This window comes from Lentzea miocenica, assembly GCF_033949945.1.
In the GTDB taxonomy this organism is placed as follows: domain Bacteria; phylum Actinomycetota; class Actinomycetes; order Mycobacteriales; family Pseudonocardiaceae; genus Lentzea; species Lentzea miocenica.
Genome location: NZ_JAXAVW010000017.1, coordinates 18924 through 44166, shown reverse-complemented (window position 1 = coordinate 44166; position 25243 = coordinate 18924). Strand labels below are relative to the sequence as shown.

Annotated in this window: 30 protein-coding genes and 1 tRNA gene; 17 read left to right on the top strand and 14 right to left on the bottom strand. The window is 68.7% G+C overall.

Annotation, left to right across the window (positions count from 1 at the left end):
• The first annotated feature begins 10 nt into the window (after nucleotides 1-10).
• Entirely contained in the window at nucleotides 11-310 is a 300-nt protein-coding gene (locus SK803_RS21385; RefSeq protein ID WP_319967811.1) for a hypothetical protein, read from the top strand.
• Here SK803_RS21385 and SK803_RS21380 read toward each other — a convergent pair.
• Genes SK803_RS21380 through SK803_RS21370 form a run of 3 tightly spaced genes read right to left on the bottom strand, consistent with a single transcriptional unit; the run spans nucleotide 294 to nucleotide 1553 of the window.
• Nucleotides 294-713: an SRPBCC family protein gene (locus tag SK803_RS21380; protein WP_319967810.1), complete on the bottom strand. Its 420-nt coding sequence runs from the start codon at nucleotides 711-713 to the stop codon at nucleotides 294-296. The genes SK803_RS21385 and SK803_RS21380 overlap by 17 nt on opposite strands.
• On the bottom strand, nucleotides 713-1210 hold the full coding sequence (locus tag SK803_RS21375) for an SRPBCC family protein (RefSeq protein WP_319967809.1): 498 nt from the start codon (nucleotides 1208-1210) through the stop codon (nucleotides 713-715). Before SK803_RS21375 ends, SK803_RS21380 begins: the two co-directional genes overlap by 1 nt.
• Complete coding sequence (locus SK803_RS21370) at nucleotides 1203-1553, bottom strand: ArsR/SmtB family transcription factor (RefSeq protein WP_319967808.1); 351 nt, start codon at nucleotides 1551-1553, stop codon at nucleotides 1203-1205. The genes SK803_RS21375 and SK803_RS21370 overlap by 8 nt, the downstream gene beginning before the upstream one ends.
• Before the next feature lie 110 nt (nucleotides 1554-1663).
• Here SK803_RS21370 and SK803_RS21365 point away from each other — a divergent pair, with 110 nt between their 5' ends.
• From SK803_RS21365 to SK803_RS21355, 3 genes are read left to right on the top strand one after another with little or no spacing between them, the layout of a single operon-like run.
• Nucleotides 1664-2074, top strand: a complete 411-nt coding sequence (locus tag SK803_RS21365; RefSeq protein ID WP_086661214.1) for a Mov34/MPN/PAD-1 family protein — start codon at nucleotides 1664-1666, stop codon at nucleotides 2072-2074.
• Between the two features lie 27 nt (nucleotides 2075-2101).
• A complete protein-coding gene (locus tag SK803_RS21360) occupies nucleotides 2102-2374 on the top strand; it encodes a MoaD/ThiS family protein (protein WP_319967807.1) in 273 nt (90 codons plus the stop codon).
• A gap of 7 nt (nucleotides 2375-2381) precedes the next feature.
• Nucleotides 2382-3332: a PLP-dependent cysteine synthase family protein gene (locus SK803_RS21355; RefSeq protein WP_319967806.1), complete on the top strand. Its 951-nt coding sequence runs from the start codon at nucleotides 2382-2384 to the stop codon at nucleotides 3330-3332.
• A gap of 366 nt (nucleotides 3333-3698) precedes the next feature.
• Here SK803_RS21355 and SK803_RS21350 read toward each other — a convergent pair whose 3' ends face one another.
• Nucleotides 3699-4559, bottom strand: coding sequence for an SMP-30/gluconolactonase/LRE family protein (locus SK803_RS21350; protein ID WP_319967805.1), 861 nt, complete (start codon nucleotides 4557-4559; stop codon nucleotides 3699-3701).
• 32 nt (nucleotides 4560-4591) lie between these two features.
• On the opposite strand from SK803_RS21350, the gene SK803_RS21345 reads away from it, so the two are divergent.
• Genes SK803_RS21345 through SK803_RS21330 form a run of 4 tightly spaced genes read left to right on the top strand, consistent with a single transcriptional unit; the run spans nucleotide 4592 to nucleotide 7146 of the window.
• The gene (locus SK803_RS21345; RefSeq protein ID WP_319967804.1) at nucleotides 4592-5203 is read left to right on the top strand and encodes a rhomboid family intramembrane serine protease; all 612 of its coding nucleotides are present in this window, start codon (nucleotides 4592-4594) and stop codon (nucleotides 5201-5203) included.
• Between the two features lie 11 nt (nucleotides 5204-5214).
• Nucleotides 5215-5964, top strand: a complete 750-nt coding sequence (gene murI, locus SK803_RS21340) for a glutamate racemase (RefSeq protein ID WP_319967956.1) — start codon at nucleotides 5215-5217, stop codon at nucleotides 5962-5964.
• A 1-nt stretch (nucleotide 5965) separates the two neighbouring features.
• Entirely contained in the window at nucleotides 5966-6733 is a 768-nt protein-coding gene (locus SK803_RS21335; RefSeq protein ID WP_319967803.1) for an MBL fold metallo-hydrolase, read from the top strand.
• On the top strand, nucleotides 6730-7146 hold the full coding sequence (locus SK803_RS21330; RefSeq protein WP_319967802.1) for an OsmC family protein: 417 nt from the start codon (nucleotides 6730-6732) through the stop codon (nucleotides 7144-7146). The genes SK803_RS21335 and SK803_RS21330 overlap by 4 nt, the downstream gene beginning before the upstream one ends.
• On the opposite strand, the gene SK803_RS21325 is transcribed toward SK803_RS21330, so the two are convergent.
• Nucleotides 7104-7598, bottom strand: coding sequence for a DUF2231 domain-containing protein (locus SK803_RS21325; protein ID WP_319967801.1), 495 nt, complete (start codon nucleotides 7596-7598; stop codon nucleotides 7104-7106). The genes SK803_RS21330 and SK803_RS21325 overlap by 43 nt on opposite strands.
• Nucleotides 7599-7647: 49 nt before the next feature.
• On the opposite strand from SK803_RS21325, the gene rph reads away from it, so the two are divergent.
• Entirely contained in the window at nucleotides 7648-8412 is a 765-nt protein-coding gene (rph, locus tag SK803_RS21320; protein ID WP_166047800.1) for a ribonuclease PH, read from the top strand.
• Nucleotides 8409-9008: an RdgB/HAM1 family non-canonical purine NTP pyrophosphatase gene (rdgB, locus tag SK803_RS21315; protein WP_319967800.1), complete on the top strand. Its 600-nt coding sequence runs from the start codon at nucleotides 8409-8411 to the stop codon at nucleotides 9006-9008. Before rph ends, rdgB begins: the two co-directional genes overlap by 4 nt.
• A gap of 1 nt (nucleotide 9009) precedes the next feature.
• Here the strand turns inward: rdgB and SK803_RS21310 are convergent, their stop codons facing one another.
• The 5 genes from SK803_RS21310 to SK803_RS21290 all read right to left on the bottom strand — a co-directional run bounded on the left by SK803_RS21310 (nucleotide 9010) and on the right by SK803_RS21290 (nucleotide 12765).
• A complete protein-coding gene (locus SK803_RS21310; RefSeq protein WP_319967799.1) occupies nucleotides 9010-9348 on the bottom strand; it encodes a DMT family transporter in 339 nt (112 codons plus the stop codon).
• A gap of 286 nt (nucleotides 9349-9634) precedes the next feature.
• Nucleotides 9635-10102 (bottom strand): thioredoxin-dependent thiol peroxidase, encoded by a 468-nt coding sequence (gene bcp / locus SK803_RS21305; RefSeq protein ID WP_319967798.1) that lies wholly within the window; start codon nucleotides 10100-10102, stop codon nucleotides 9635-9637.
• 10 nt (nucleotides 10103-10112) lie between these two features.
• On the bottom strand, nucleotides 10113-10640 hold the full coding sequence (locus tag SK803_RS21300) for a hypothetical protein (RefSeq protein WP_319967797.1): 528 nt from the start codon (nucleotides 10638-10640) through the stop codon (nucleotides 10113-10115).
• 336 nt (nucleotides 10641-10976) lie between these two features.
• Entirely contained in the window at nucleotides 10977-12005 is a 1029-nt protein-coding gene (locus SK803_RS21295; protein WP_319967796.1) for an LLM class flavin-dependent oxidoreductase, read from the bottom strand.
• A 7-nt stretch (nucleotides 12006-12012) separates the two neighbouring features.
• Nucleotides 12013-12765, bottom strand: a complete 753-nt coding sequence (locus tag SK803_RS21290) for a hypothetical protein (RefSeq protein WP_319967795.1) — start codon at nucleotides 12763-12765, stop codon at nucleotides 12013-12015.
• Between the two features lie 94 nt (nucleotides 12766-12859).
• Here SK803_RS21290 and SK803_RS21285 point away from each other — a divergent pair, with 94 nt between their 5' ends.
• The 3 genes from SK803_RS21285 to SK803_RS21275 are packed head-to-tail and all read left to right on the top strand — an operon-like array spanning nucleotide 12860 to nucleotide 15441.
• Nucleotides 12860-13906, top strand: coding sequence for an NAD(P)-binding domain-containing protein (locus SK803_RS21285; protein ID WP_319967794.1), 1047 nt, complete (start codon nucleotides 12860-12862; stop codon nucleotides 13904-13906).
• A 32-nt stretch (nucleotides 13907-13938) separates the two neighbouring features.
• Nucleotides 13939-15042 (top strand): hypothetical protein, encoded by a 1104-nt coding sequence (locus SK803_RS21280; protein ID WP_319967793.1) that lies wholly within the window; start codon nucleotides 13939-13941, stop codon nucleotides 15040-15042.
• Nucleotides 15043-15045: 3 nt separating this feature from the next.
• Nucleotides 15046-15441: a hypothetical protein gene (locus tag SK803_RS21275; protein ID WP_319967792.1), complete on the top strand. Its 396-nt coding sequence runs from the start codon at nucleotides 15046-15048 to the stop codon at nucleotides 15439-15441.
• Here SK803_RS21275 and SK803_RS21270 read toward each other — a convergent pair.
• Both SK803_RS21270 and SK803_RS21265 read right to left on the bottom strand, forming a co-directional pair.
• Nucleotides 15425-16045, bottom strand: a complete 621-nt coding sequence (locus tag SK803_RS21270; protein ID WP_319967791.1) for a DedA family protein — start codon at nucleotides 16043-16045, stop codon at nucleotides 15425-15427. The two genes, SK803_RS21275 and SK803_RS21270, sit on opposite strands and share 17 nt — an antisense overlap.
• Before the next feature lie 95 nt (nucleotides 16046-16140).
• Entirely contained in the window at nucleotides 16141-18753 is a 2613-nt protein-coding gene (locus SK803_RS21265) for a glycoside hydrolase family 97 catalytic domain-containing protein (RefSeq protein WP_319967790.1), read from the bottom strand.
• 126 nt (nucleotides 18754-18879) lie between these two features.
• On the opposite strand from SK803_RS21265, the gene SK803_RS21260 reads away from it, so the two are divergent.
• A complete protein-coding gene (locus SK803_RS21260; RefSeq protein WP_319967789.1) occupies nucleotides 18880-20004 on the top strand; it encodes an ATP-binding protein in 1125 nt (374 codons plus the stop codon).
• Here the strand turns inward: SK803_RS21260 and SK803_RS21255 are convergent.
• A tRNA-Leu gene (locus SK803_RS21255) sits at nucleotides 20002-20075 on the bottom strand. The genes SK803_RS21260 and SK803_RS21255 overlap by 3 nt on opposite strands.
• A 120-nt stretch (nucleotides 20076-20195) precedes the next feature.
• Between SK803_RS21255 and SK803_RS21250 the strand changes: the two genes are divergently transcribed.
• Complete coding sequence (locus tag SK803_RS21250) at nucleotides 20196-20417, top strand: DUF3618 domain-containing protein (RefSeq protein WP_030469566.1); 222 nt, start codon at nucleotides 20196-20198, stop codon at nucleotides 20415-20417.
• Here SK803_RS21250 and SK803_RS21245 read toward each other — a convergent pair.
• Nucleotides 20414-21028, bottom strand: a complete 615-nt coding sequence (locus tag SK803_RS21245; RefSeq protein ID WP_319967788.1) for a TetR/AcrR family transcriptional regulator — start codon at nucleotides 21026-21028, stop codon at nucleotides 20414-20416. The genes SK803_RS21250 and SK803_RS21245 overlap by 4 nt on opposite strands.
• Before the next feature lie 355 nt (nucleotides 21029-21383).
• Here SK803_RS21245 and SK803_RS21240 point away from each other — a divergent pair, with 355 nt between their 5' ends.
• Together SK803_RS21240 and SK803_RS21235 are read left to right on the top strand one after the other, a co-directional pair.
• A complete protein-coding gene (locus SK803_RS21240; RefSeq protein WP_319967787.1) occupies nucleotides 21384-23543 on the top strand; it encodes a glycosyl hydrolase family 95 catalytic domain-containing protein in 2160 nt (719 codons plus the stop codon).
• A 20-nt stretch (nucleotides 23544-23563) separates the two neighbouring features.
• Nucleotides 23564-25204: an NPCBM/NEW2 domain-containing protein gene (locus SK803_RS21235; RefSeq protein ID WP_319967786.1), complete on the top strand. Its 1641-nt coding sequence runs from the start codon at nucleotides 23564-23566 to the stop codon at nucleotides 25202-25204.
• The last annotated feature ends 39 nt before the right edge of the window (nucleotides 25205-25243 follow it).

Here is a 25243-nt window from a genome sequence, read left to right as displayed (position 1 = left end):
GCCACCGGGTATGTCGGATGTCATCGATCAGGCCGCAGGTGTCGTCTCCGAACTCGTGCCGCCCGGCGTGACCGGGCGCGAGGTACCCGGCAGGGAGCTGGCGGTGGTCGCGCCCGCCGGGCTGTTCGTCGCGTCGTTCCTGGTGCCGCCGGGCCTGGGCCGGGTGCTGATGAAGCTGGGCGTCGCCGTCACGCCGTTCGCGGCGTGGGCGGAGCTGGCCGCGTGGCGTGGGCTCGACCAGGCGCAACGGCGGCGCGGGGTCGCGTTGCTCGCCCTCTACCTCGTGGTGGTGCTCAGCAGGCGTCGATGAACGCCTTGAAGTTCTCGACGTTGCGTTCGACCTGCTCGCGCAGCGACTTCTCCAGCACCCGGCGGCCGAGCTTCAGCAGCCCGGACAGCTGGAACTCGTTGTCGCACACGAGCAGCGTGTGCTGGTCGTCGATCGCCGAGTACCGGTTGGTGATCGTGTGCACCATCCCGGTCGTCTCATAGCGGGAGACCCGCTCGTCGGCGGTCGCGGACAGCACGGTCTCCTCCAGCTTGAACTTGCGGTACGCCAGCGTCGCCGTCGCTCCCGCGGCTCCTGGCGTCTCGCTGTGCTGGGTGATGCTGACCAGATCCGGCTGCCACTCGTGCAGGTGCGCGGGGTCGGAGGTGAGCACGCGGACGTGTTCGATCGGCTTGTCGAGCACGACCTCCTTGGTGAACCGCATCAGAGCACCTTCACCCATTCTCCGGCGAGCTGTTCCGCCAGTGCGTGTGCCGCGGCCAGGTCCTCCGGCGCGGATGCCGCGATCCAGTCGACCGCGCGTCCCTCCGGCAGGTCGCCGGCGAGGTACTTCTCCAGTGCGACGAGGCCGAGCTCCCACCCGACGCCGGTGCCGGGGACGAACTCACCGGGCATGGGGGAGTGCGTGAGCGTGAGGATCGTCGAGTCGCCATCCGCTTCCAGGCGCACCAGCACGTCGGTGTTCATCTCGCCGATCTCCCAGGTCAGGCCGATCTCGCTGGGCCGGTCGCACCGGACGATCTCGCCGCCCGCGTTGCCTTCGAGCTGGTAGCGGCCGCCGATCCGCAGGTCGCCCGAGATCGGCAGGAACCAGCGGACCAGGCGTTCCGGCGTGGTGATGGCGTCCCAGACGTCTTCGCGGCCGGCCTTGTAGTGCCGCCGGATGACGAGTTTGCCGTCGTCGTAGCCGCGGTCAGTCATCTTCTGCCTCCTCCTGGAGCCTGCGCTCACGCCTGCCACGGGCGAGTTCGGTCTCGAGCGCGTCGAAGTGCGGTTCCCAGAACCGCCGGAAGTGGTCGAGCCAGGAGTCGATCTCCTGCAGCGGGTCGGGTGCCACGGCGTAGACCCGGCGCGTGCCCTCGGGTCTGACCTGGACGAACCCGTTCGAACGCAACACCTTCAGGTGCTGTGAGACGGCGGACTGGGTGATCCCGAACTCGGCCTGGACCGCCGCGCCGACGTTGCCCGCCGTCCGCTCACCACTGGCGAGCAGTTCCAGGATCCGCCTGCGCACCGGGTCGCCGAGTACGTCGAACGCGTGCACAGCGGCCACTGTAGTAGCTGTCACTAATATTAGCCAGAGCTAAAACAAGCACCACAACGCTGGTATCTCGCATACCGAGACAACTTTCTCCAGCCCGTAGGATTGAGCACGTGCTGGTGATTCGCCGTGACCTGGTGGACGCGATGGTGGCCCACGCGCGCCGCGACCATCCCGACGAGGCGTGCGGGCAGATCGCGGGGCCTGAGGGCTCTGATCGGCCTGAGCGCATCATCGAGATGGAGAACGCGGAGCGGTCGCCCACGTTCTACCGGTTCGACGCCGCCGAGCAGCTCAAGGTGTACCGCGAGATGCAGGCCAACGACGAGGAAGCGGTGGTCATCTACCACTCGCACACCGCGACGGAGGCCTATCCGTCCCGCACGGACATCAAGTTCGCGAACGAGCCCCAGGCACACTACGTGCTGGTCTCCACGCGTGACCCGATCGAGCACGAGCTGCGGTCGTACCGCATCGTCGACGGTGTCGTGACCGAGGAACCGGTCAAGATCATCGAATCCTGAGTTAGTTTCCGCGGAGGTAGAACCATCATGGCCGTCACCGTGTCGATCCCGACCATCCTGCGCACCCACACCGGGGGCGAGAAGTCGGTGTCCGCCACCGGCGCCACGCTCGCCGAGATCATCGACGACCTGGAGAACAACCACGGCGGCCTCAAGGCCCGCCTGGTCAAGGAAGGCGCGCTGCACCGCTTCGTCAACGTCTACGTCAACGACGAGGACGTGCGCTTCGCCGGCGGCCTCACCGCTCCGGTGAAGGACGGCGACAACGTCACCATCCTCCCGGCTGTCGCGGGCGGCTGATCTTCCGATGGCCCGTTACGACTCGCTCCTGGACGCGCTCGGCGGGACCCCGATGGTGGGCCTGCCCCGCCTGGCGCCGTCCGAGAACGTGCGCATCTGGGCGAAGCTCGAGGACCGCAACCCGACCGGCTCGATCAAGGACCGGCCCGCGCTGGCCATGATCGAGGCGGCGGAGCGGGACGGCATCCTGCGTCCCGGCGCGACCATCCTGGAGCCGACGTCCGGCAACACCGGCATCTCGCTCGCCATGGCCGCGAAGCTCAAGGGCTACGGCCTGGTGTGCGTGATGCCGGAGAACACCTCGACCGAGCGCAAGCAGCTGCTGCAGGCCTACGGCGCCCGGATCGTGTTCTCGCCGGCCGCGGGCGGGTCGAACCAGGCCGTCGCCACGGCCAAGGAGCTCGCCAAGCAGAACCCGGACTGGATCATGCTCTACCAGTACGGGAACCCGGCGAACGCGGAGGCGCACTTCCGCGGCACCGGTCCGGAGATCCTGGCCGACCTGCCGACGATCACGCACTTCGTCGCCGGGCTGGGCACCACCGGCACGCTGGTGGGAGTAGGGCGGTACCTGCGCGAGGCCAAGCCGGACGTGCAGATCATCGCCGCCGAACCCCGGTACGGCGAGCTGGTCTACGGGCTCAGGAACCTGGATGAAGGCTTCGTGCCGGAGCTGTACGACGAGTCGGTGCTGACCGGGCGGTACTCGGTCGGCTCCTACGACGCGTTGCGCCGCACCCGGCAGCTGCTGGAGACCGAGGGGATCTTCGCCGGCATCTCGACCGGCGCGATCCTGCACGCCGCGCTGGCCGCGGCGCAGAAGGCGGAAGCGGCGGGGAAGTCCGCCGACATCGTGTTCATCGTGGCGGACGCGGGGTGGAAGTACCTGTCCACCGGCGCCTACGCGGGAACGCTGGACGAGGCGGCCGCGAGGCTCGACGGCCACCTCTGGGCGTGACACCTCGGGCGTGACACCTCGACGATCTTGTCCAGTGTCCTGAGTCGCTGGTTCACGGTCAGCTTGTGGCGTGTGCAAGTACTACCAACTCAAGATCATCGAGCGTACAACTACACCCAACCGGCCGGCCTGTTCCGGCGGCCACGGGCCGCGGACCTGCTTGTTGGGGTGTAGTTACAGGCGATTTGATCAAGAGTTGGCGGTACTTGCAGACGCCACCCAGCCAAACGGGATGACTGGCTGCGAACTGGCGACTCAGGACCTGGACGATCTTGTCGGGGTGGCCGAGTACGTTGAAACGCAGGGGATCCCAGCTCGGGGGTACCCCTGCGTCAGCGTGCGAAGGCTGTGGCGGTCAGCCCCGCGTCAGCCTGCGAAGGCTGTTCCAGGCACCCCTGCGCCGGCACCCGGCAGCACGAGCACCGAACCGTTCAGCTGGCGGTCCATCAACGCCTGGTCCGACAGCCCGGTGCGCGCGGACGTGACGTAGAGGTCGGTGAAGTCCTGGCCGCCGAAGCAGCACGCGGTCGGCTGGTCGACCGGCAGTTCGATCTCACGGTCGAGCTCACCTTCTGGCGTGTAGCGGCGCACGGCGTGGCCGCCCCACAGCGCGACCCACACGCACCCGTCCGCGTCGACCGTGAGTCCGTCCGGCCAGCCGTCGGTGTTGCCGACGTGGGTGAGCGGGCGGCGGTTCGAGACGGTGCCGGCGGCGTTGTCGAAGTCGAACACGTCGATCCGGCGGGTCGGGGTGTCGATGTAGTACATCAGCGTCCCGTCCGGGCTCCAGCCGACGCCGTTGCTGGTGTTCACCTTGTCCACCATGACCTTCGCGGCGCCCTCGCCGGTGATCCTGGCGAGCCAGCCCTCGTCAGCCGCCTGGTCGTAGCGCATCGTGCCGGCCCACAGACGGCCCGACGGGTCGATGCCCGCGTCGTTGCCGCGCACGCCGTCGCGCGCCCAGTAGACGAGCCAGCTCTTGGTGCCGTCGCGGTCGACGAGCGCGATGCCGTCGCGCAGGTTGCAGACGATGCCGCCCATGGCGCGCGGTTTGGCGGCGCCCACGTGCTGGGGGAGCACGAGCACGGCGTCGTCGTCCCGGGCGGGGGCGTACCGGTGGACCTCGGAGGCCAGGATGTCCACCCACAGCAACGTGGAGCTGCTGTGGTCCCAGGTCGGCCCCTCGCCGAGCTGGGCCGATATGCGCACCGCTACTTCGATCGACACCCAAGCAGCTTATGGGCACGTACTCTGGGAACGTGGACCGCACCGCCATCGCGAAACGGGTAATTCCGCCGCACCCAGTGATTTCGCTGCTTGTCGTGGCCGGGTTCGTGGGCTTCCTCTACGTCGTGGAGGCCTTCGACGTCGCGACCGGCGGCTCGCTGGAGGGCGACGGCGTCCGGCCGCGCGACTTCAGCGAGTGGGACAACCTGCTGTGGATGCCGTTGATCCACGGCGACTGGAGTCACCTCACCGGCAACGCGGTTCCGTTGCTGCTGCTGGGGTTCCTCGCCACCTCGGGCGGGCTGAAACAGTTCTTCCAGGTCACCGCTGTCATCTGGTTGACGAGCGCGCTGGGCGTCTGGGTGTTCGGCAGCCCCGGCAGTCACATCGGCGCGTCCGGGCTGGTGTTCGGGTTCCTGGCGTTCCTGCTGGTGCGCGGGATCTTCGCGCGGTCGTGGCTCCAGCTGGTGATCGCGGTCGGCGTGTTCGCGCTCTACGGCGCGGCGTTGTGGGGCGTGCTGCCCGGCCAGCCCGGCGTGTCGTGGGAAGGCCACCTGTTCGGCGCAATCGGTGGAATTCTGGCCGCGTGGGGTGTTTCTCGCGACATCCGCCGCAGCACCGCACCGGCTACATTCACGGCGTGACGATCGGGATCATGGACTCGGGCGTCGGCGGCCTGACGGTCGCCCGAGCGATCATGGACCAGCTGCCCGGCGAGTCGATCCACTACATCGGCGACACGGCCAACGGTCCCTACGGGCCTCTCCCCATCGCGCAGGCGCGCAAGCACGCGCTGGAGATCTGCGACCGGCTGGTCGACGAGGGCGCGAAGATGCTCGTCATCGCGTGCAACACGGCGTCCGCCGCGTGCTTCCGCGACGCCCGTGAGCGCTACGACGTGCCGGTGGTGGAGGTGATCCTCCCGGCGGTGCGCCGTGCGGTGCGGACCACCCACAACGGACGCATCGGCGTGATCGCCACGGTCGGCACGATCAACTCACACGCCTATCAGGACGCTTTCCAGGCGGCGCGCGACGTCACGGTGACCGCGGCGGCGTGTCCCCGGTTCGTCGACTTCGTCGAGCGCGGCATCACCTCCGGGCGGCAGGTGCTCGGGCTGGCCCAGGCGTACCTGGAGCCGTTGCAGCGCGCCGAGGTCGACACCGTGGTCCTGGGCTGCACGCACTACCCGTTGCTGACCGGCGTGATCCAGATCGTCATGGGCGAGGCCGTGACGCTGGTGTCGAGCGCCGAGGAAACGGTGAAGGACGTCGTGCGGCTGCTGACCGAGCGCGACGAGTTCGCTGCCGAACCGGCCGTCCATCGGGTGACGTGCACTGGTCCGCCCGAGCGGTTCGCGAAGCTGGCGGCCAGATTCCTGCCTACCTTTGAACAATGGGGCTGACGTGCTGCTGACCGTGCTCGGCTGCTCCGGCAGCATTCCCGGACCCGGCGCGGCCGCGTCGGGTTACCTCCTGGAGGCCGACGGGTTCACGTTGGCGCTGGAGTTCGGGAACGGGGTGCTGTCGCGGTTCCAGGAGGAGCGCCCGCTGTTCTCGATGGACGCGCTGGTGTTGTCGCACCTGCACCCGGACCACTGCATCGACGTGTCCTCCCTGTACGTGGCCCGGAAGTACCACCCGACGCCGCCTTCCTCGGTGCTGCCGGTCTACGCGCCCGCCGAGGCCCCGTCGCGGTTCGTCGCCGCCTACGCGCCCAACGAGGCCGAGCGGTCATCGTTGGACTTCAGCGACGTCTTCGCCTTTCACGGCTTGGGTTCGACCGTCCAGATCGGACCGTTCACTGTGGACTCGGCCGTGGTGGCGCATCCTTGCGAGGCTTACGGGTTCCGGATCTCCTGCGGTGGCGTGTCGCTGGCCTACACGGGCGACAGCGGGCCGTGCTCATCGCTCGACTCGCTTGCGGCCGGTGTCGACGTGCTGCTGAGCGAGGCGAGTTGGACGCACGCGCCGGACCGCCAGACGGGCCTGCACATGTCCGGGCTCGAGGCGGGCGAACTGGCCGCCCGAGCGGGCGCTGGTCGGCTGTTGATCACGCACGTGCCGCCGTGGACGTCGCGCGAGGACGTGCTGAGGGAAGCGAAGTCGGCGTTCGGCGGGCCGTGTGAGCTGGTCGTAGAGGGCGGCCGGTACGAGGTGGGGGAGCGGGCATGATCAATCTGGAGCGCGTGGGCGAGCACGAGTTCGTCGCTTCCAACGGGCGCGGCGCGTCGGTGCGGATCGGGCGCAAGGGCCAGGAGGGCTCGTTCAGCCCGGTCGAACTGCTGGTCGCGGCCGCCGCGGGCTGCGCTCTCGTGACCTCGGAAACCCTGATCCTGCGCCGCACCGGCGGTGATCAGCTCACCGCCGTCGCGGACGCGGTCCAGTCCGAGAGCGGCAACGAGGTGATCTCCATCCCGGTGACGCTCTCGTACGACCTGTCCGCCGTGGACGACCCGGAGGCACTCGAAACCGTCGTCCGTCGTGCCGTGGAACAGTTCTGCACGGTCACGCGGACGCTGAAGCAGTCGGCGACGGCGCCCCTTCAGCTGCCGACGCCACTCCAGACCGCTTCCGAACCGCTGTGACCGGCGCGCACGGTCTGCACCGTCGTCCCGACCGCGAGCAGCACGACCAGCACGGACACCACGACTGAGATCACCCGCCACGTCTTCGTGGTGGGTGCCTCCGCTTGGCGCTCCCGGTCCGCGAGCCTGCCCGCGACCAGCAGCGCGATCACCGCGACGCCGAACCCGAGGGCGATGGGCAGCAGCATCGTGCCGAGGTCGGCGTGCGTCTGGATGGCGGGGTTGGGCCCGACCTTGCTCGCGAGCACGGCCTGGAAGTCCTCGCCGGCCTGCTTGGCCACCGGAACCGCCGCGACACCGGCCAGGGTGACGCCGAGAACGGGCCACGCGTACCTGCGCCGCCAGTTCGGGACCAGCGCGATCGCGATCGAGCTCAGCGCCGCGAGGGGCAGCAGCACGACCACCGCGTGCACCAGCAACGGGTGAAGCGGAATACCGTCGATCGTCAGCATGTCTCTCCCTACGCCATGGCGCTCCGCAGGGTTCATTAGGGTAGGCCGCGTGGTGCGAAGCGATGGCCGAAACGACGACGTGTTGCGTGACATCCGGATCACGCGTGGATATCAGACCTGGCCCGCGGGCTCGGTCCTGATCGAGTTCGGGAACACCCGCGTGCTGTGCGCCGCGAGTGTCACCGAAGGCGTGCCCCGCTGGCGTCAGGGCTCCGGCCTCGGCTGGGTGACCGCCGAGTACGCGATGCTCCCCTCCGCCACGCACTCCCGCAGCGACCGCGAGTCCGTGAAGGGCCGCATCGGTGGCCGTACGCACGAGATCTCGCGCCTGATCGGGCGTTCGTTGCGGGCCTGCATCGACCTGGCGGCGCTGGGCGAGAACACCATCGTCATCGACTGCGACGTCATCCAGGCCGACGGCGGCACCCGCACCGCGGCGATCACCGGTGCCTACGTGGCGCTGGCGGACGCGGTGACGTACCTCGGTGCCGCCGGTCGCCTCGCCGACCCGTCGCCGCTGTCCTGCGCGGTGTCCGCCGTGTCGGTCGGTGTCGTGGACGGTCGCGTGCGGCTCGACCTGCCGTACGAGGAGGACTCGCGGGCCGAGGTCGACATGAACGTCGTCGCCACCGACGCCGGCACGTTGATCGAGGTCCAGGGCACCGGTGAGGGCGCGACGTTCGCCCGGTCCACTTTGGACCGCATGCTCGACGTGGCGCTGCTCGGATGCGCCGAGCTCAACCGGCTGCAGGCCGCGGCGCTGGCCGAGCCGTACCCCGGCGTGCTGCCGGAGCCCAAGGCGAGCAAGCGATGAAGCTGCTGCTCGCTTCGCGCAACGCCAAGAAGCTGCGCGAACTGCAGCGCATCGTCGCCGCCGAGGGGCTGACGGGCATCGAGGTGCTCTCGCTGTCGGACGTGCCGGAGTTCCCCGAGGCGCCGGAGACCGCGCCCGACTTCGAGGGCAACGCGGTGGCCAAGGCCCGTGACGCCGCTCTGGCGACCGGGCTCGTGTCCATCGCGGACGACTCCGGGCTCGCGGTCGACGAGCTGAACGGCATGCCCGGCGTGCTGTCGGCGCGGTGGTCCGGCAAGCACGGCGACGACGACGCCAACCTGGACCTCCTGCTCGGCCAGCTCGGCGACGTGCCGGACGAGCGCCGTGGCGCGGCGTTCGTGTCGGTCGTCGCTCTCGTTGTGCCCGGTGGCGAGGAAGTCGTCGTGCGCGGTGAGTGGCGCGGCACGTTGTTGCGTGCGCGGCGCGGGACCGGCGGCTTCGGCTACGACCCGATCTTCGTGCCCGAGGGCTACGAGATCACCTCGGCGGAGATGACCGCCGAGGAGAAGGACGCGGAGTCGCACCGCGGCCGTGCGCTGAAGCTGCTGGTCCCGTACCTGCGCAAGCTCGGCTAGATCACGCTGCGGCGTGTGCGTGGGACGCGACCGACACCACGCACACGCCCGCCGCGATCAGGGCCATGCCGCCCAGCATCGCGAGGTTCAGCGGGTCCTCGAACAGCACGCGGCTGGTGATCGCCACCAGCGCGATGCCGGCGCCTGCCCAGATCGCGTACGTGATGGCGACCGGCAGGCCCATCCGGATCACCACCGACTCCAGGTAGAGAGCGGTGAGGAACCCGGCCCCGAGGCCGACGGTCGGCCACGGTTTCGTGAAACCTTCCGAGTACTTCAGACAAAGGGTTGCGAAAACTTCCGCGCCAACGGCGACGGCGAGCAACATCCACTTGAGCATTGAATTTCCCAGCACGAAATGCACGCAGCGCTAGGCATGCGTGTTTGCTTGCGAACGGATGGTTGGGCTTAAACGCCCAGGTCAACCGCCACGCGTGGGAAAGTGGACGCGCAGGACGAAATCAGACGGGATGTCGGGGCCGCGAGGTGCCGTCAAGCGACACACGGTGTATCACCCTCACCGGAACAAGGGGCGGCATTTGTTGCACGCCCTCGCACCGACCATACCCGAAGAACGGGCCGCCGCCGCAAGACGTGCGGCGGCGGCGTCACATTCGGTGCCGGATTCAGGCGGGGAGTTCGCGCAGCAGTTTCGCGACGTGGCCGGTGGCGCGGACGTTGTACATGGCCTTGACGATCTTGCCGTCGGGGCCGACGAGGAACGTCGAGCGGATCACGCCCTGGACGGTCTTGCCGTAGTTCTGCTTCTCGCCGAACGCGCCCCACTCGACCAGGACGGTCTTGTCCGGGTCGCCGAGCAGCGGGAAGGTCAGGCCCTCCGCGTCGCGGAACTTGGCGAGCTTCTCCTGCTTGTCCGGCGACACGCCAATGACGTCGTAGCCGAGGTTGTTCAGCTGGGCGAGGCTGTCGCGGAAGTCGCAGGCCTGCTTGGTGCAGCCCGGCGTGCTGGCGGCCGGGTAGAAGTACACGACCACGGACTTGCCGAGGTAGTCGGACAGGGACACCGGCTTGCCCTCGCTGTCGGGCAGCGTGAACGCGGGCGCGGTGTCTCCAGGCTCGAGACGACTGGTCATGCCCCAGAGACTAGGCCTGGCCCTCGAAGAGGGTGGCGGCGTCCTGGCCCTGTCCACCGGGTTGGATGGACAGCTGCATGTGCACGGGCAACTCGGACACCGCGAACGCCAGCTGGAACTGGGTGTCGCGGCCCGGCGGCAGCTCGGCCACGGCGGCGGCGAGGCCGTTGAGACCCTGCACGGAGTCGACCAGCTCGGACGCCTGGTTGCCGTCGGCTGTCGCGCGTACGGACAGCTGGGACGGGTGGTAGGACGACTTGGAGCCGTTGTAGACGGTGATGGTGAAGACCGCGGTGCGCTTGGCGGGCGGGATGGCCGTCTCGGACGGTGCCAGCGAGCGGGGAGCGGACACCACGACGGACAGGCCGGAGGCCCACACGCGCTGGGTGCCGAAGGCGGCGGCGCCGGACGCGCTGGGCGTCTCGGCACGTTGTTCGACTGTCAGGTTCTCGTTCGGGGTGACGGCGACACTGGGGCCCGCACATCCCGCCACGGCCAAGAGCAGGCACAGGCCCGCGGCCGATTTGGCGAACTTCACGAACTCCCCTTTCCCACCCCGGCGGTGGGTGTTGACGACTCCCGTCAACTGTGACGGTGCCGCAGGGGTGGTGGGGACCGAAAAGGGGCCTTGACGCGGACCTGGTGCCAGGCCGTGGCCGTCTCGTGATGGGCGGCGTGGGCGGCGCCACACAGTGCGCCGGCCCCACGCCGTCCTGGCGGCGAACCGCCGGGTCACGCTAGGGAGCGCGTCGGGGGGCGTGCGCGCTCATACCGATCATCGCCGACGGTGTGCCTGGCGCTACAAGTGGAGCCGTTTATCACCCGTTCAGACCAGTGGCAGTCGTACGAAACGTGAAGGTCACGCCTGGCCGACTCACGTATGTGCGGCTGAACGGCCCATCGACGGCGTCCGTTCGGCCACCTCGCTGAGCAGTTCGAAGGAACGGAGGCGGTCGTCGTGCCCGTGCACGATGGTCGTCACCATGAGCTCGTCGGCGGCGGTCGACTCCATCAACGCGTCGAGTCCGGCGCGGACCGTTGAGGGGGATCCGATGATCTGGCTGGACATGCGGTCCTCGATCACCAGCTCGTCGATTTCCGTGTACGGGTAGTCCGCGGCCTCCTGTGGCGTGGCCAGCGGCGCCGGACGGCCCTGGCGCAGCCGCACGAACGAGAGCGCTCCCGGTCCCGCGATGTAGCGGGCGTGCTCGTCGGTGTCGGCCACGATCACCGAGGCGCACACCATCGCGTACGGCTCCGCGAGGACCTCGGACGGCCGGAAGTTCCGCCGGTAGAGCTCCAGCGCGGGCAGCGTGTTCTGCGCGCTGAAGTGGTGGGCGAACGCGAACGGCAGGCCGAGCATGCCGGCGGCCTGTGCGCTGTAGCCGGACGAGCCGAGCAGCCAGATCGGCGGCTTGTTGCCGGCGGCGGGCACGGCGTTGAGCTCCGCGGTGCCCTCGAAGTACTTGATCAGCTCGGTCAGCTCCTGCGGGAAGTTCTCCGCGGAGAGACCGGCCTCGGTGCGCCGCAACGCCCGTGCGGTCTTCTGGTCCGTGCCGGGCGCGCGGCCGATGCCGAGGTCGATCCGGCCGGGGTGCAGCGCTTCGAGCATGCCGAACTGCTCCGCGACCACCAGCGGCGCGTGGTTGGGCAGCATCACGCCGCCGGAGCCGACCCTGATGGTCGACGTGGCGGACGCGATGTGCCCGATCAGCACGGCGGGCGCGGAGGACGCGATGCCCGGCATGTTGTGGTGCTCGGCGAACCAGTAGCGCAGGTAGCCGAGCCGTTCGGCCTGCTGGGCGAGCTCCTGTGAGTTCCGCAGTGCGGTCGTCGCATCCGATCCCGAGGTGATGGGAGCGAGGTCGAGAACGGACAGAGGGATCTCACTGAGGCGGCTCATACATCGATCAACACCGATGCTTGGTGACTTCTTCCGTGACGCGGGTAACTCGTTTCGCGGCCTGCTTGTACGTGGTGCCCTGGGGGTGCAGCGTCAGCACCGCGACGATGCTGAACAGGCACGTTCCTGACGTGTGCATGGCAGGCGACTTCAGGTCCAGATCCCACTGGATGCGCGGGCGCGGCCTGTCGACGCACGGCTTCTCCGGGTCGCCGAAGCCCGACCAGCCCTGCTTGAACGCCGGCTTCCAGGTCGCGGAGGGCAGTCCGAACGACTGGTCGAAGCCGTCAGAGGCGCACTTCGTGGCCCTCTGCAGATGGCCCATGATCGTGCGCCGGACCGACGGCTTCGCCTTTTCCAGCACGTAGCGATAGGTCTTCACGACGTCGTACGCACTCACGGCCGTGTAGCCCCACATGCCGCGGTTCTCCGGCGGGCGCGTGTCCTCCAGACCGATGCGGTCGGCGGTGCGGACGACGAGCTGTTCCCAGCCGTTCTCCACCCACAGCTCGCTCGCCGCGTTGTCGTCGCTCGACCGCAGCATCGGCTCGATGCGCGGGTCGTTGCCGCGCGTCTCCAGCTGCTCGATCGCGATCAGGATCTTCACCAGAGAGGCGGACCTGATCGGTTTGTGCACGTCCTTCCCCGTCACGCGGTGGGTGATCCGGTCGTAGACCGCGTAGGACTCGGACGGGGTGGGTGCCGGTTCGGCGGGTGCGGGCGCTCCGGCGATCATCGCCAGCGTCAGAAGTAGGTGCACGCCACCGGAAGCTAGCGGTAACGAGATCCTTTTGTCCGATGTTTCGTCAGTCACACCTGAGAAGGGCCGCCGCGGGCTCGTCGTTGAACCGGGCGTGACGGATGTCGTGGTGATCGGCGCGGGGCAGGCGGGCCTGTCGGCGTCGTACTTCCTGCGTCGGCGCGATGTCGACCACGTGGTGCTGGACGCGAACCCCTCGCCCGGTGGCGCCTGGCTGCACCGCTGGCCCTCGTTGCGGATGCGGACCGTGCACGGCATCCACGAGCTGCCGGGCATGCCGTTCGAGCAGCCCTCGCCCGACGAGCGCGCCAACGAGGCGATCCCGTCCTACTTCGCCCGCTACGAGCAGCTGTTCGACCTGCCGGTGGTGCGACCGGTGAACGTCACGCAGGTGGTGGACGACGGCGCGCTGCTGAAGGTCGAGACGTCCGACGGCGTCTGGACCACGCGCGGCCTGATCAACGCGACCGGGACGTGGCGCCGCCCGTTCTGGCCGCACTACCCCGGCCAGGAGACGTTCCACGGCCGCCAGGTGCACACCGCCGACTACCAGGGCCCCGCGTCGTTCGCGGGCAAGCGGGTCGTCGTGGTCGGCGGCGGTGCGTCCGCGACGCAGCTGCTGATGGAGATCGCGCCGGTCGCCGCGGAGACGCGATGGGTGACGCGCCGCGAACCGGTGTGGCGCGAAGGCCCGTTCAACGAGGACTACGGCCGCCGGGTCGTCGGCCTGGTCGAGGAACGCGTCCGCGCCGGCCTGCTCCCGCACAGCGTCGTGAGCGTGACCGGGCTGCCGCTGAACGACCAGACGCGCGCCGCGATCGCGTCCGGCGCGCTGGACCGCAAGCCGATGTTCGAGCGCATCACGCCCACCGGCGTCGATTGGGCGTCCGGCGAGCACTTCGACGCCGACGTCATCCTGTGGGCCACCGGTTTCCGGCACGACCTGGACCACCTCGCGCCGCTGCACCTGCGTGCACCCGGCGGCGGCATCCAGGTCGACGGCACGCGCGTGGTCGCCGATCCGCGCATCCACCTCGTCGGCTACGGCCCGTCCGCCAGCACGATCGGTGCGAACCGGGCCGGCCGCAGCGCCGTCCGCGAGCTGGTGGGCTACCTCGCCCAAGGGGTTTCCCCTTCCTGATCTGGCCCGCCCGGACGTGCCATGACCGGCCGGTGGGCTCTTTCAAGGTCGACCCCGCGGCCGTCGCCGGGCTGGGGCAGCTCGTGCGGCGGCAGAGCCAGGGCATCGCCGGCTACCTGGCAGCTCTGGAGCACAACGCGGTCTCCGACCAGGGCGACGGCTTCTTCGAGCTGATCAGCAACCAGCTCGTGTACCTGCGCTACTACGCGCACTCGAACACCCGGCAGGGCCTGAGCCTGGCCGGGAACTCGGCTCTCCAGCTGCGCGACACCGCCGCGTTCTACGTGAAGACCGACAACGCAGTCGAAGCACGCCTGGACGGCACCTATCGGCCCGTCACGTCTGTTGATCGCGAGCGGTCGTCGTTGCCGTGCGAGGTGACCCAGAGCGGCTTCGGCGACGTCCACGACGTGAGCGGTTACCGACCGCCGACCTCCGCCGACCTCGAACAGGACCTCGGCTGGCCGGTGGACCTGGAGGACCGCCTCGACGCCCTCGGCGACCTGGTCTCCACCGGCGCGAAGATCGGCAAACTCGTCGAGCTCGTCACGCGCTGGAACCCGTTCGAACGCGCCGCGCTGCTCGTGTCCGGCGACTGGAACGCGATCCACCGCGAGGGCCTCATCATCGCCGACACCGGCAAGGCCTTCGACCACATCGCCACGAACATCGACCGCGGCCGCTTCAACATCCAGCCGGCCTGGGACGGCAACGCCGCCGCGGCCGCCGAGAACTGGCTCGACGAGTACGCGCGAGCCTGCCGCGAACACGCCACGTACTGCCGCGAGTCCGCCGAGAAGATCCGCAACCTCGCCGAGGCCGTCTACCACCGCGCCAAGTCGCTGGAGACCGCGCTCGGCACCCTGGTGGATCTGGTCGGCGAGCTGATCTCGCTGAAGAAGTTCCACGCCATGAGTGAGGCCTTCGGCAAGGTGCTCGACTTCGCGACGGGGTCCGGTGACTTCAAGGACCTGCTGAAGGCCATGAAGGCCTGGGCGGGGGAGGCGACGGCGCTCACCGACCTGATCTTCGCCACCGCGCACGAGTTCTCCGGGATCGTCGCGGCGGCCAAGGGGCAGGGTGAGGTCGTGGCGGCCAGCTGGCCTTGTGCTCCCTACGACCATCCGGGGGTGTGAGCTGTGACCAATCCGTTCGACACTCCCGTCGGCCGCCGGGCCCGCATGGCCGAGTTCCGCATCCTGGCCGCGTCGGGGGACGGAGTGCTCGCGGACTTCGCCAAGGAGGTGGTAGCGGGGCGGGCAGAGCCGCGCGATCTGCTGACCACCGGGTGGGTGGTCGAGGGTTGGATCGACGAGCTTCAGGCTGAGGCTGCACGGTTCCGCGATTCCCCGGAGGCTGCCGAGGAGTGGTCGTTGGAGCAGGCCCATGCCTTTCTGGACCAGCACCTGGCTGGCGTTGCCTCCCTTGACGTCGAGGCGATCGAGGCCGCACTGGCTCCTCCTCCACGGGTGGCGCCCAGGCCTGTCGAGGACGAGGACGAGGAAGGGCCGCCGCTGCTCAAGGACGCTTGGTAGCGGCCGGCTTTCGCTTGGCGAGGCGGGTGACCACGAAGACGGCGGCCACGATCACTGCCAGCGCCAGCACGGCCTTCGAGACCAGGCCCACGTATTGCTCGACCAGGTGCCAGTTGTCGCCCAGCAAGTAGCCCGCGAGGATCAGGGCGGTGTTCCACAGCAGGCTGCCGGCGGCCGTGTAGGCGAGGAACGGGGCCATCCGCATGCGTTCGACGCCGGCCGGGATCGAGATCAGGCTGCGGAAGACCGGGATCATGCGGCCGAAGAAGACGGCGCGGTAACCGTTGCGCAGGAACCAGGCCTCGGTTCTGTCCACATCGGACACTCGGACGAGGGGCATGCGGGAGGCGATGCGGCGGACTCGGTCGCGGCCCAGCAGGGAGCCCAGCCAGTACAGGACCAGGGCGCCTGCCACGGAGCCGACGGTGGTCCAGACGATGGCGGCGAGCAGCGACATCTTGCCCTGGGCCGCGGTGAAGCCGGCCAGGGGCAGGAAGACCTCGCTCGGCAGGGGCGGGAACAGGTTTTCCAGCGCGATGGCCAGAGCCGCTCCGGGTGCGCCGGCCGTTTGCATCAGGTCGGTGACCCAGTCGACCAAGTTCATGGGGTCCAAGTTACGGATCGGGCGCGGAGAGGACATTGGGGTGAACCGCAAGGTTGGGGTGGGGAAAACCCCACCCCAACCTCAGGGAGAAACCACTAGGCGCAGCGAATCCTTGCGTCGGCCCAGGAAGCATGGTCGTTCTGGGTGCCGTCGCCGCCGTCGAGGACGCGCAGGGTGAGAGTGCTCACGCCGGTCACGTCCACGGCCAGGTCGCGGGCCGGGGTGCGGACGCCCAGCGCGCCCGTGTCGGCCAGGACCACGCCGTCGCCGAGCACCTGGAACGACACCGTGCCGCCGACGCGTTGCCTCGCGACGTCCAGGCCGGCCTCGTCGTCGACGCCGACCGAAGCGGCGAAGCCGGTGCAACGAGAGCTCAGCGCATAGGTGATCTCGGACGACGCGTGTGTGCCGAGGCCCTTGCCGTAGGTCACGCGGCGGATGGCGATGCCACGGCCGTCACCCGCGGCAGCACCACCGTTCGCGAGGTCCTTCTCCACCGGTCCGTCGCCACCGACCGCGGAGACCCACGGTCGGTCACTCAAGTACGACCAGGAGTCCGACAACGGCCGTACGAGGTGTACCCGTGCGGTCTTCTCGGACTCCACACCGCCGTTGAACGATGCGACGACGGGGATGTCGAAGTAGCCGAACGACGAGAGCTGAGCGGGTGGCACGACGGTCCAAGTGCCGGACAACGCCTGACCCGGACGCACAACCCGTGCGGAGACAGGAGAACCCTGCACCGACCAACCGGCGGGCACGCGTGGTGCCAGCGTCACGCCACGCACGTCGGTGCCCGTGGTGAAGAGTCCGGTCACGGAGAACCCACGCGCAGAAGCCGACACCGAGGTCGAAGGCACAGCAGACACCGGACGCTCACACGTGCGTGATCCCGCACGGCACGCGATAGCGGCGAAACCGCCGTTGGCTGCCACGTCCAAAGTCAACACATCGCCTGAACGCACGGTCCGTGACTCGCGCACGAGACCAGAGGGGCCGTCACGCGTGATCTCCACCAGCCACCGCCCGGACGGCAGCGTGAATGGCACCGAGACGGTCCGCGCGGCGCCCGAGTACCCGCCACCGATGAACCACCGATCCCCGGACCGCCGCGCGAACACCGAGTGGTCCGCGGGGCGGCCGGACAGCAACCTGGTCTCGTCCCAGGCAGTAGGAACCTGGTCGATGAAGCGTTCCGCGACCGGCCGCGCCGCGTAGTCCTCGGGGCGCCCGGCGAGGTTCGCGAGACCCGACTCGTAGATCACCGTCAGCGCGAGCTCGTGCGCGTCGGAGGTGGTGCGTGACGGGCGGTGCCAGGCCAACGGCGTGTAGTCCATGCCGCCGACGACACCGCGTGTGAACGGCAAGGCGGTCAGGTGTGTTCCGGTGAGGCCCGAGGACTTCTCACCGCCGTGCACGGCTTCCATCGTCATGACGTGCGGCCATGTGCGGTGAATGCCGTGCGGGATCGTCGAGCCGTGGAAGTTGACCAGCAGACGATGCCGGGCGGTCTCCGCGAGAATCCGGTCGTACCAGCGGTAGCGGTCCTGGCCGTCGGAGTCCATGAAGTCGATCTTCACGCCCGCGATGCCCCACTTCTCGAACAACGCCAGCCTGGCAGCGCTCTCCGCGGGCGTGTCGAGCTCGTCGTAGTGGATCCAGAGGTGGATCTTCACGCCACGCGCGCGGGCGTAGGAGACCAGCGACGGGATCCACGAGGTCTGCTCCCACGTCGGGTCGTAGTCCCAGTTCGGGTCGAAGTACCAACCGGCGTCGACCAGCGCGTAAGGCCAGCCGTGCGCGGCCGCGTAGTCCACGTACTTCTTCTGCATCGCGAGGCTCTGGCCCGCCTCACGGCCACCGGCGAGCCAGCTCCAGAACACCTTGCCCGGCTCGATCCACGACGTGTCGCGCACCTTGGACCTCGGTGCCAGGTCGTCCACCAACGTCGAAGACGACACGTCTGCCAGGGAGCCGACAACGGCCGTGCGCCACGGTGACTGCCACGGGCCGTCCACGAGCACCTGCTCGTCCCAGTACTTGATCGCATACGACGACGAACCCGCGGTGTGCACGAGCCGCGCACCCGAGTGGCGTCCGTCCACAGCGGACTCGGTGATCAGCGAGTACACACCGTTCGTCTCGAACAACGCCGGATTCAGGTACTCCGCAGTCTCGGCAGAGGTGGCATTCGTTTCCACGAACGGGTTCTCGTAGTCACGCCGGTACTTGGCGATCCACGCGGTCGCCGCGGAAGGGACCACGAACGCCGAGGTCTCGCGCAGCACGTTGCCCAAACCCGCGGGCAGTTCGTACCGGTAGGCGACGCCGTCGCGCGCGGTCCGCACGACGACATCGAGGCGGGCGGCACCGGCGAACGAGTAGCGCTCCTCCTTGTGCGTCACGGTGCGCTGCCGCTGCTTGCCCGACGACGCGGTGTAGTGCTCGACCACGCGTCGTTCGGTCCGTCCGATCAATCGCAGACCGGTGGAAAGATCCGCTCTTTCGGTGACCACGCCCAACGGGCTCGGCTCCAGCACGGTGGTGCCGCCACGGGTCACCGACAGCGTCGGCACCCCGTTCGACAACTGCACGACAGCCTTCGGCCAAGCGCCGGTTTGTGCTGTCGCTACTGGGGTTGTGACGCCCGCTGTCAGGGCGATGGCGAGTGCTCCCGCCGCGCGCCAGCGCACGGTAGACAACCGCATGTCCAGTCCTCCAAGACGTCGGTCGCGGCGGCGACAGATCCGATGTATACGCGGTGCGGCGCCATTGGTCTACAACGCGGCCGGAAAGGCTTTTCCGGTCGGTGGCCGCTGACTACGATGCTTTCGATGGCCGAACCGGTGGGGACGTGTGCGAACTGCGGCGCCGCGACCGCCACCTCCCGGCGCAAACACGCGCGGTACTGCTCGAACGCCTGCCGTCAGCGGGCGTACCGGCAACGGGTGAACGAGCCGGTTACGGCACTGGACAGTTTCATCGGCCGTGACGACGAACTGAGCTGTCTCACCACACTCCGCGACAACCGCGTGCTCACGCTCATCGGCCCCGCCGGCGTCGGGAAGACCAGGTTGGCCAAGGAGTTCACCGCCGGCCAGGGCGTGGTGTGGGTCGAGCTCGCCTCGGAGTCGAACGTCGTCCGGGCGTGCGCGACGGCCCTCGGCGTCGGCGAACCCGCGCTCAGCGCCCTGGTGTGCGCACTGGCCGATCAGACCGCGGTGCTGGTGCTGGACAACTGCGAGCACGCCGTGGCGGAGTGTGCGGCGCTGCTGGAGCCGTTGCTGCTCGGCTGCCCGGGAGTGCGGGTGATCGCCACGAGCCGCGAACCGCTCCGGGTGCCGGGCGAGGTGCTGTTCGCGGTGCGGCCGCTGCCGTTGCGGCGCGCGGTGGAGCTGTTCGCCGACCGCGCCCGCGCGAACCAGCTGGGCCTGCGGATCGACAACTCGGAGGTGCTCGCCGCGTTGTGCGCGCGCCTGGACCGGCTACCGCTGGCCATCGAGCTCGCCGCCCGGCTGGTGACCGTGCTGCCCGTCCCCGAGCTGCTGGCGCGCCTGGACGACCGGCTGGAGCTGCTCAACCGAGGCAACCGCACCGCCGCCGAACGGCACCAGAGCCTGCGGGCCGCGATCGCGTGGAGCTACGACCGCCTCAGCGCCGACGAGCAGCACGTGCTCAGGTGCCTCGCGCCGCTGCCCGGCGACTTCGGCCTCGACGTCGCGCTGGCCGCGTGCGACCTGCCGGCGGACCGGGTGCTCGCGTTGCTGTCCGCACTGGTGGCGAAGTCGCTGCTCACGTTCTCCGGAGCGGGCCGGTTCGAGCAGCTCGAATCGGTCCGGCTGTACGGCCGCGAAAGGGCGTTCGCCGGTGATCAACCTGGTGTTCCGGCGGCTAACCTGGAGGCGGTTCCGCCGCGGGTCGGCCCCCGCGGCGAGACCACCAAAACAGCTGATCAATGAGGTCGGGGGGACTCGAACCCCCACTGGCTGGGACCTAAACCCAGTGCCTCTGCCAATTGGGCTACGACCCCTCACGTGGAAGCCTATAGGCCTGCCATGGACTCGCTCTCTCGGGTCGCACGTGGGTCGCTCGAAGCCGCGGCCCTGACCGTCCACTACGGTTGCGGGCAGAACCGCTGCTAGGAGGACATGTGGCTCGCGATCCCGACACCATCCAGCGCGAGATCGAACAGGCTCGTACCGCGCTGGCCGCCACCTTGGACGAGCTCAGCGAGCGCGCCAACCCGCAGAAGCTCGTCGAGCAGGGCAAGTCGTCCGTGCTCGACGTGCTGAGCCAGCCCAAGGTGAAGTACACGCTGATCGCGGTGGGCGCGGTGGTCGGCTTCGCGCTGGTCCGCAAGTTGTTCCGCTAGGACACCCGCACCAACGGCAGGAGCACCTGCTCGACGACCTTCTCCACGAACGGCTCGTCGAGCGGGTCTCCGGTCAGCATCAGCCGGTAGATGAGCGCGGCCCCCGCGATCTCGACCGCCATGCCGCGCGGGGCGTCTGCCTTGAGCTCGCCCCGTTCGGCTGCGCGGTCCAGGATCCCGCGCAGCACGTCGCGCTGCGAGATCAGGAACGTCTCCCGGAACGCCGCCGCCAGCTCCGGCTCGTGCGGCAACTCGCCGACGAGCGCCTGGGCTGCCTTGCCGATCGGTCCGGACAGGAACGCGGCGAACGACGAGAGGAACTCGCGCAGGTCGCCGGCCAGTGAGCCGGTGTCCGGTGCCGCGAGGTTCTGCGTGGCGAGCTGGGTGCACGTGTCGATCACGAGATCGAGCTTCGACTCCCAGCGCCGGTAGATCGTGGCCTTGCCCGCTCTCGCGCGAGCTGCCACGGCGTCCATGGTGAGGGCCCGGTACCCGACCTCGGCCATCACCTCGAGCGCTGCCTGACGTAATGCGTCGTCCCTGCTGGCGTCGCGAGGACGGCCCCGCTGGGGGACCCTGCCCTCGTTGAACGCCGTTGTCGACACGGCCATGCCACCTCCTCGTACAAGGGCACGGCGCATGCGTGTCTCCCCGCCCCTTTGGCGGGACATCCTAGGCGTCTTACCCATCTCGCAGGGTGAGCAGCACCCGGTTGTTGCTTCGTGTTGCGGTTGGTTGGCTCTTGCGCGATGTGGTCCAGAACTCCTACCTTTCGGACTTGTCTGGACCAAGCTGCCCCGCCGCGCAGCTGAACGTGAGGGTTCGTCATGCGCGGGCGAGGAGCGGGTAATGGTCTTTGGTAGGAGGGGTTTCATTGGTGGCACCACGGCGGCGGTGGTACTCGCCCAGACGGGTGTAGCGACCGGGAAAGCGACCGGGCCATCGGATGTCTTCGGCTGTGAAGGCATGTCGGAACGCGAGTGGGAAAAGTTCGTCGGGGCGCAGGATCTCGTGTGGCAGAAACCTCCGACCCAGTACGGGCAGGCGCCGTTCCTCGGTGACGGCCGGCTCGGCAGCGTCGTGTACGCCGAGGCCAACACCGTGCGGTTCACCGTGCAGCACGCCGATGTGCAGGACCACCGCACGTCCGGCGGCAGCCAGTTCGGCGTGTGCAGACTTCCTGTCGGAAACCTGAAGATGACCGCGGCGGGCACCGTCACGGCCGTCGACTGGCGCCTCGACCTGTGGAACGCCGAACTGCGTGGAACCGTGACCACGTCGCTGGGCGTGATCTCGTTCGTCGCGTACATCCACGCCGAACGCTCGGTGCTGTCGCTGAACGTCACCGCGACCGGCACCGAGAAGCCGGTGCTCGAGTTCGTGCCGTCCAAGGCGATCCCGCCGCGCGCGGACTTCAACCCGCTTCCCGAGGGCTACGTCCTCAACCCCGATCCCGTGACGAAAGCCGACGGCCGCGAGACGCTGGTGACGCAGGCGCTGAACGCGGGCGGCCAGACGGCAACCGCTTTCCGGATCATCACGAACGGCCATGCGCAACGCGTGCTGCTGTCGGTCGCGCACACCTATCCCGAGGTCGCGGCGGACAAGATCGTGCTGAAGTCGGTGCGCGAGGCCGCGGCGCTCGGCGGGCTGCTGACCAGGTCGCACCGGAGGTGGTGGAACGCCTTCTACCGGAAGAGCTTCCTGTCGTTCGGGGAGCAGCGGCTGCAGGCGTTCTACTGGATCCAGCTCTACAAGGTCGCGTCCGGCTCCCGCGCGGGCAGCCCGGTGATGGCGACGACGGGTCCGTGGCTGGAGAAGACGCCGTGGGCCGCGGCCTGGTGGAACCTCAACGTGCAGCTGGAGTACTGGCTGATCCACGGCTCGAACCACCTGGAGCTGGACTCGATCACGTCGACCCTGAAGGACAACCAGGACCAGCTCGTCCGCAACGTCAAGGAGCAGTACCGGCACGACTCGGCGGGTGTCGGCCGCAGCACCGACCGGACGACGTCCAACGCGGGCACCCTGTACGAACCGGGCACGGGCGGCACCGGCGTGAAGGAGCTCGGCAACCTCACGTGGGGCCTGCACAACGTCTGGCTGTCCTACCGCCACAGCATGGACGTCCGGATCCTGTCCGACGTCGTGTTCCCGCTGTTGCGCCGGTCGATCAACTACTACCTGCACTTCCTCAAGAAGGGCAGCGACGGCAAGCTGCACCTCGACGTCACCACCTCGCCGGAGTACGGCGACGCCCCGGACTGCAACTACGACCTGCAGCTGATCCGGTGGGGCTGCCAGACGTTGATCGACTCCGCGAAGCTGCTGAAGATCAAGGATCCGCTGGAGCCGAAGTGGGCCGAGGTGCTGCGGGACCTCGTGCCGTACCCGGTCGACGGGAACGGGTTCATGATCGGCGCTGGGGTGCCGTTCGTGGTGTCGCACCGGCACTTCTCACACCTGCTGGCGACGTTCCCGCTGATGACGGTGAACTGGGATCAGCCGGAGAACCGCGCGTTGATCGAGAAGTCGTTGCACCACTGGATGTCGCTGGAGCCCGCGCACCGCGGTTACAGCTACTCCGGCTCCGGCTCGATCGCGGCGCGCATGTTCCGCGGCGACGAGGCCTACGCGTACTTCGTGAAGATGTTCGACACCACCAAGCGCTACCCGGTGCTCGAGAACACCATGTACACCGAGGCAGGCCCGGTCGTCGAGACCCCGCTGTCCGGCGCGCAGACGATCCACGACTTCGTCTGCCAGAGCTGGGGCGGCGTCGTCCGGGTGTTCCCGGCCGTGCCGTCCGCCTGGCCGGACGTCATGATCGCCGACCACTCCTGTGAGGGTGGTTTCGACGTCACCGCGAAGCGCTCCGGTGGCAAGACCCAGTTCGTGCTCGTCCGCAGCCGCGCGGGTGAGCCGTTGGTGCTGCGGCACGGAATCACGGGCCCGGTGTCCGTCGTGAGTCCGGTCCGCTATCACGACCGCGGTGACGGGACGCTGGAGATCCCGTTGCGCCGCGGGCAGGAAGTCCTGGTGCACCCCAGGGGCCGCCGCCCCGACCTGACCGTGAAGCCGGTCGCCATCACGACCCCTGGCAAGCCATGGGGTCTCCCCGCGTGATGTTCGGAAAGGAAAGCCCCATGCGCACACTCACCCTGGCGGTGCTGTCCACAATGGTCGGCGCGGTCCTGGTCGCTCCTGTCGCACAGGCGTTGCCCGACGGTCTCGCCCTGACCCCGCCGATGGGCTTCAACAACTGGAACGCCACCCACTGCCGGGCCGACTTCAACGAGGCGATGGTCAAGGGCATCGCCGACATCTTCGTGAACAAGGGCCTGAAGGACGCCGGCTACGAGTACGTCAACATCGACGACTGCTGGGCCGAGAAGACCAGAGACGCCCAGGGCAAGCTGGTGCCGAACAAGACCCGCTTCCCCAACGGCATCAAGGCCGTCGCCGACTACGTGCACTCCAAGGGCCTGAAGTTCGGCATCTACACCTCGGCCGGCACCAAGACGTGCAACAAGGACAACGGCTTCCCCGGCGGCCTGAACCACGAGGAGTCGGACGCTCAGCAGTTCGCGTCCTGGGGCGTCGACTACCTGAAGTACGACAACTGCAACAACCAGGGCGTCGACGCCAAGCAGCGCTACCGCAAGATGCGTGACGCGTTGAAGAAGACCGGACGCCCGATCGTCTTCTCGTTGTGCGAGTGGGGCCAGAACAAGCCGTGGGAGTGGGCCTCCGACACGGGCCACCTGTGGCGCACGACCGGCGACATCAACGACACCTGGCCACGCACGATGGACATCTACGAGAAGAACGTCGTGCTGGACGCCTACGCCGGTCCTGGGCGCTGGAACGACCCCGACATGCTTGAGGTCGGCAACGGCAAGATGTCCGCGACGCAGTACCGCAGCCACTTCTCGCTGTGGGCGATCATGGCCGCACCGCTGCTGATCGGCTCGGACCTGCGCAAGGTCAACGCCGACACGTTCACCATCCTGGAGAACAAGGACCTCATCGCGGTCGACCAGGACAAGCTCGGCAAGCAGGGCAAACGGATCAGGACCACCGGCAAGACCGGCGTCGACGTGATCGTGAAGCCGCTGGCCAACGGCGACAAGGCCGTGGCGCTGTTCAACAAGTCCGGTTCCACGCAGACGATCTCGACCTCCCTGTCCGAGATCGGCTTCTCCGGCCCGGCGACGTTGAAGGACCTCTGGACCAAGTCCACGCGGACGACGACCGGCGCGATCTCGGCCTCGGTGCCGTCGCTCGCCACCGTGGTCTACCGCGTGTCGAAGTCCGACGGCGGCCCGCGCCCGACCCCGCCGGCCGGCACCACCGACCTGTCCGCGTTCGAGGCGTCGTCGTCCACGAACGGCTGGGGCCCGGTGGAGATCGACAAGTCCGTCGGCAACCAGGCGGCCGGTGACGGCAGGACGTTGACGATCAACGGCGCCACGCACCCCAAGGGGTTCGGTGCGCACGCGGCCTCGACGATCGAGTTCTACCTGGGCCGCAAGTGCTCCTCGATCACCGTGGACGTCGGTGTCGACGACGAGGTGGCCGCGGGCAAGGGCTCGGTGATCTTCCAGATCCTCGCGGACGGCACGAAGATCGCGGACTCGGGGAAGCTGACGGGCACGGACGCGGCGAAGAAGCTCACCGCGCCGCTGACCGATGCCGAGAACCTGTCGCTGGTGATCACGGACGCCGGTGACGGGATCAACTCCGACCACGGCGACTGGGGCTCGCCGCGCATCACCTGCGCGTAGTCCGGTGAGGACGGTCTGTGATCTGCTGTAACGCGGGTC

Bases quoted from the DNA above. Each gene is read 5' to 3' on its own strand.
- SK803_RS21235 (WP_319967786.1), top strand. From the start codon at position 23,564: ATGCGCACACTCACCCTGGCGGTGCTGTCCACAATGGTCGGCGCGGTC.
- SK803_RS21360 (WP_319967807.1), top strand. From the start codon at position 2,102: ATGGCCGTCACCGTGTCGATCCCGACCATCCTGCGCACCCACACCGGG.
- SK803_RS21380 (WP_319967810.1), bottom strand. From the start codon at position 713: ATGCGGTTCACCAAGGAGGTCGTGCTCGACAAGCCGATCGAACACGTC.
- SK803_RS21240 (WP_319967787.1), top strand. From the start codon at position 21,384: ATGTCGGAACGCGAGTGGGAAAAGTTCGTCGGGGCGCAGGATCTCGTG.
- SK803_RS21310 (WP_319967799.1), bottom strand. From the start codon at position 9,348: ATGCTCAAGTGGATGTTGCTCGCCGTCGCCGTTGGCGCGGAAGTTTTC.
- SK803_RS21355 (WP_319967806.1), top strand. From the start codon at position 2,382: ATGGCCCGTTACGACTCGCTCCTGGACGCGCTCGGCGGGACCCCGATG.
- SK803_RS21260 (WP_319967789.1), top strand. From the start codon at position 18,880: ATGGCCGAACCGGTGGGGACGTGTGCGAACTGCGGCGCCGCGACCGCC.
- SK803_RS21330 (WP_319967802.1), top strand. From the start codon at position 6,730: ATGATCAATCTGGAGCGCGTGGGCGAGCACGAGTTCGTCGCTTCCAAC.
- rdgB (WP_319967800.1), top strand. From the start codon at position 8,409: ATGAAGCTGCTGCTCGCTTCGCGCAACGCCAAGAAGCTGCGCGAACTG.
- murI (WP_319967956.1), top strand. From the start codon at position 5,215: ATGGACTCGGGCGTCGGCGGCCTGACGGTCGCCCGAGCGATCATGGAC.
- SK803_RS21295 (WP_319967796.1), bottom strand. From the start codon at position 12,005: ATGAGCCGCCTCAGTGAGATCCCTCTGTCCGTTCTCGACCTCGCTCCC.
- SK803_RS21270 (WP_319967791.1), bottom strand. From the start codon at position 16,045: ATGAACTTGGTCGACTGGGTCACCGACCTGATGCAAACGGCCGGCGCA.
- SK803_RS21375 (WP_319967809.1), bottom strand. From the start codon at position 1,210: ATGACTGACCGCGGCTACGACGACGGCAAACTCGTCATCCGGCGGCAC.
- SK803_RS21385 (WP_319967811.1), top strand. From the start codon at position 11: ATGTCGGATGTCATCGATCAGGCCGCAGGTGTCGTCTCCGAACTCGTG.
- SK803_RS21325 (WP_319967801.1), bottom strand. From the start codon at position 7,598: ATGCTGACGATCGACGGTATTCCGCTTCACCCGTTGCTGGTGCACGCG.
- SK803_RS21265 (WP_319967790.1), bottom strand. From the start codon at position 18,753: ATGCGGTTGTCTACCGTGCGCTGGCGCGCGGCGGGAGCACTCGCCATC.
- SK803_RS21245 (WP_319967788.1), bottom strand. From the start codon at position 21,028: ATGGCCGTGTCGACAACGGCGTTCAACGAGGGCAGGGTCCCCCAGCGG.
- bcp (WP_319967798.1), bottom strand. From the start codon at position 10,102: ATGACCAGTCGTCTCGAGCCTGGAGACACCGCGCCCGCGTTCACGCTG.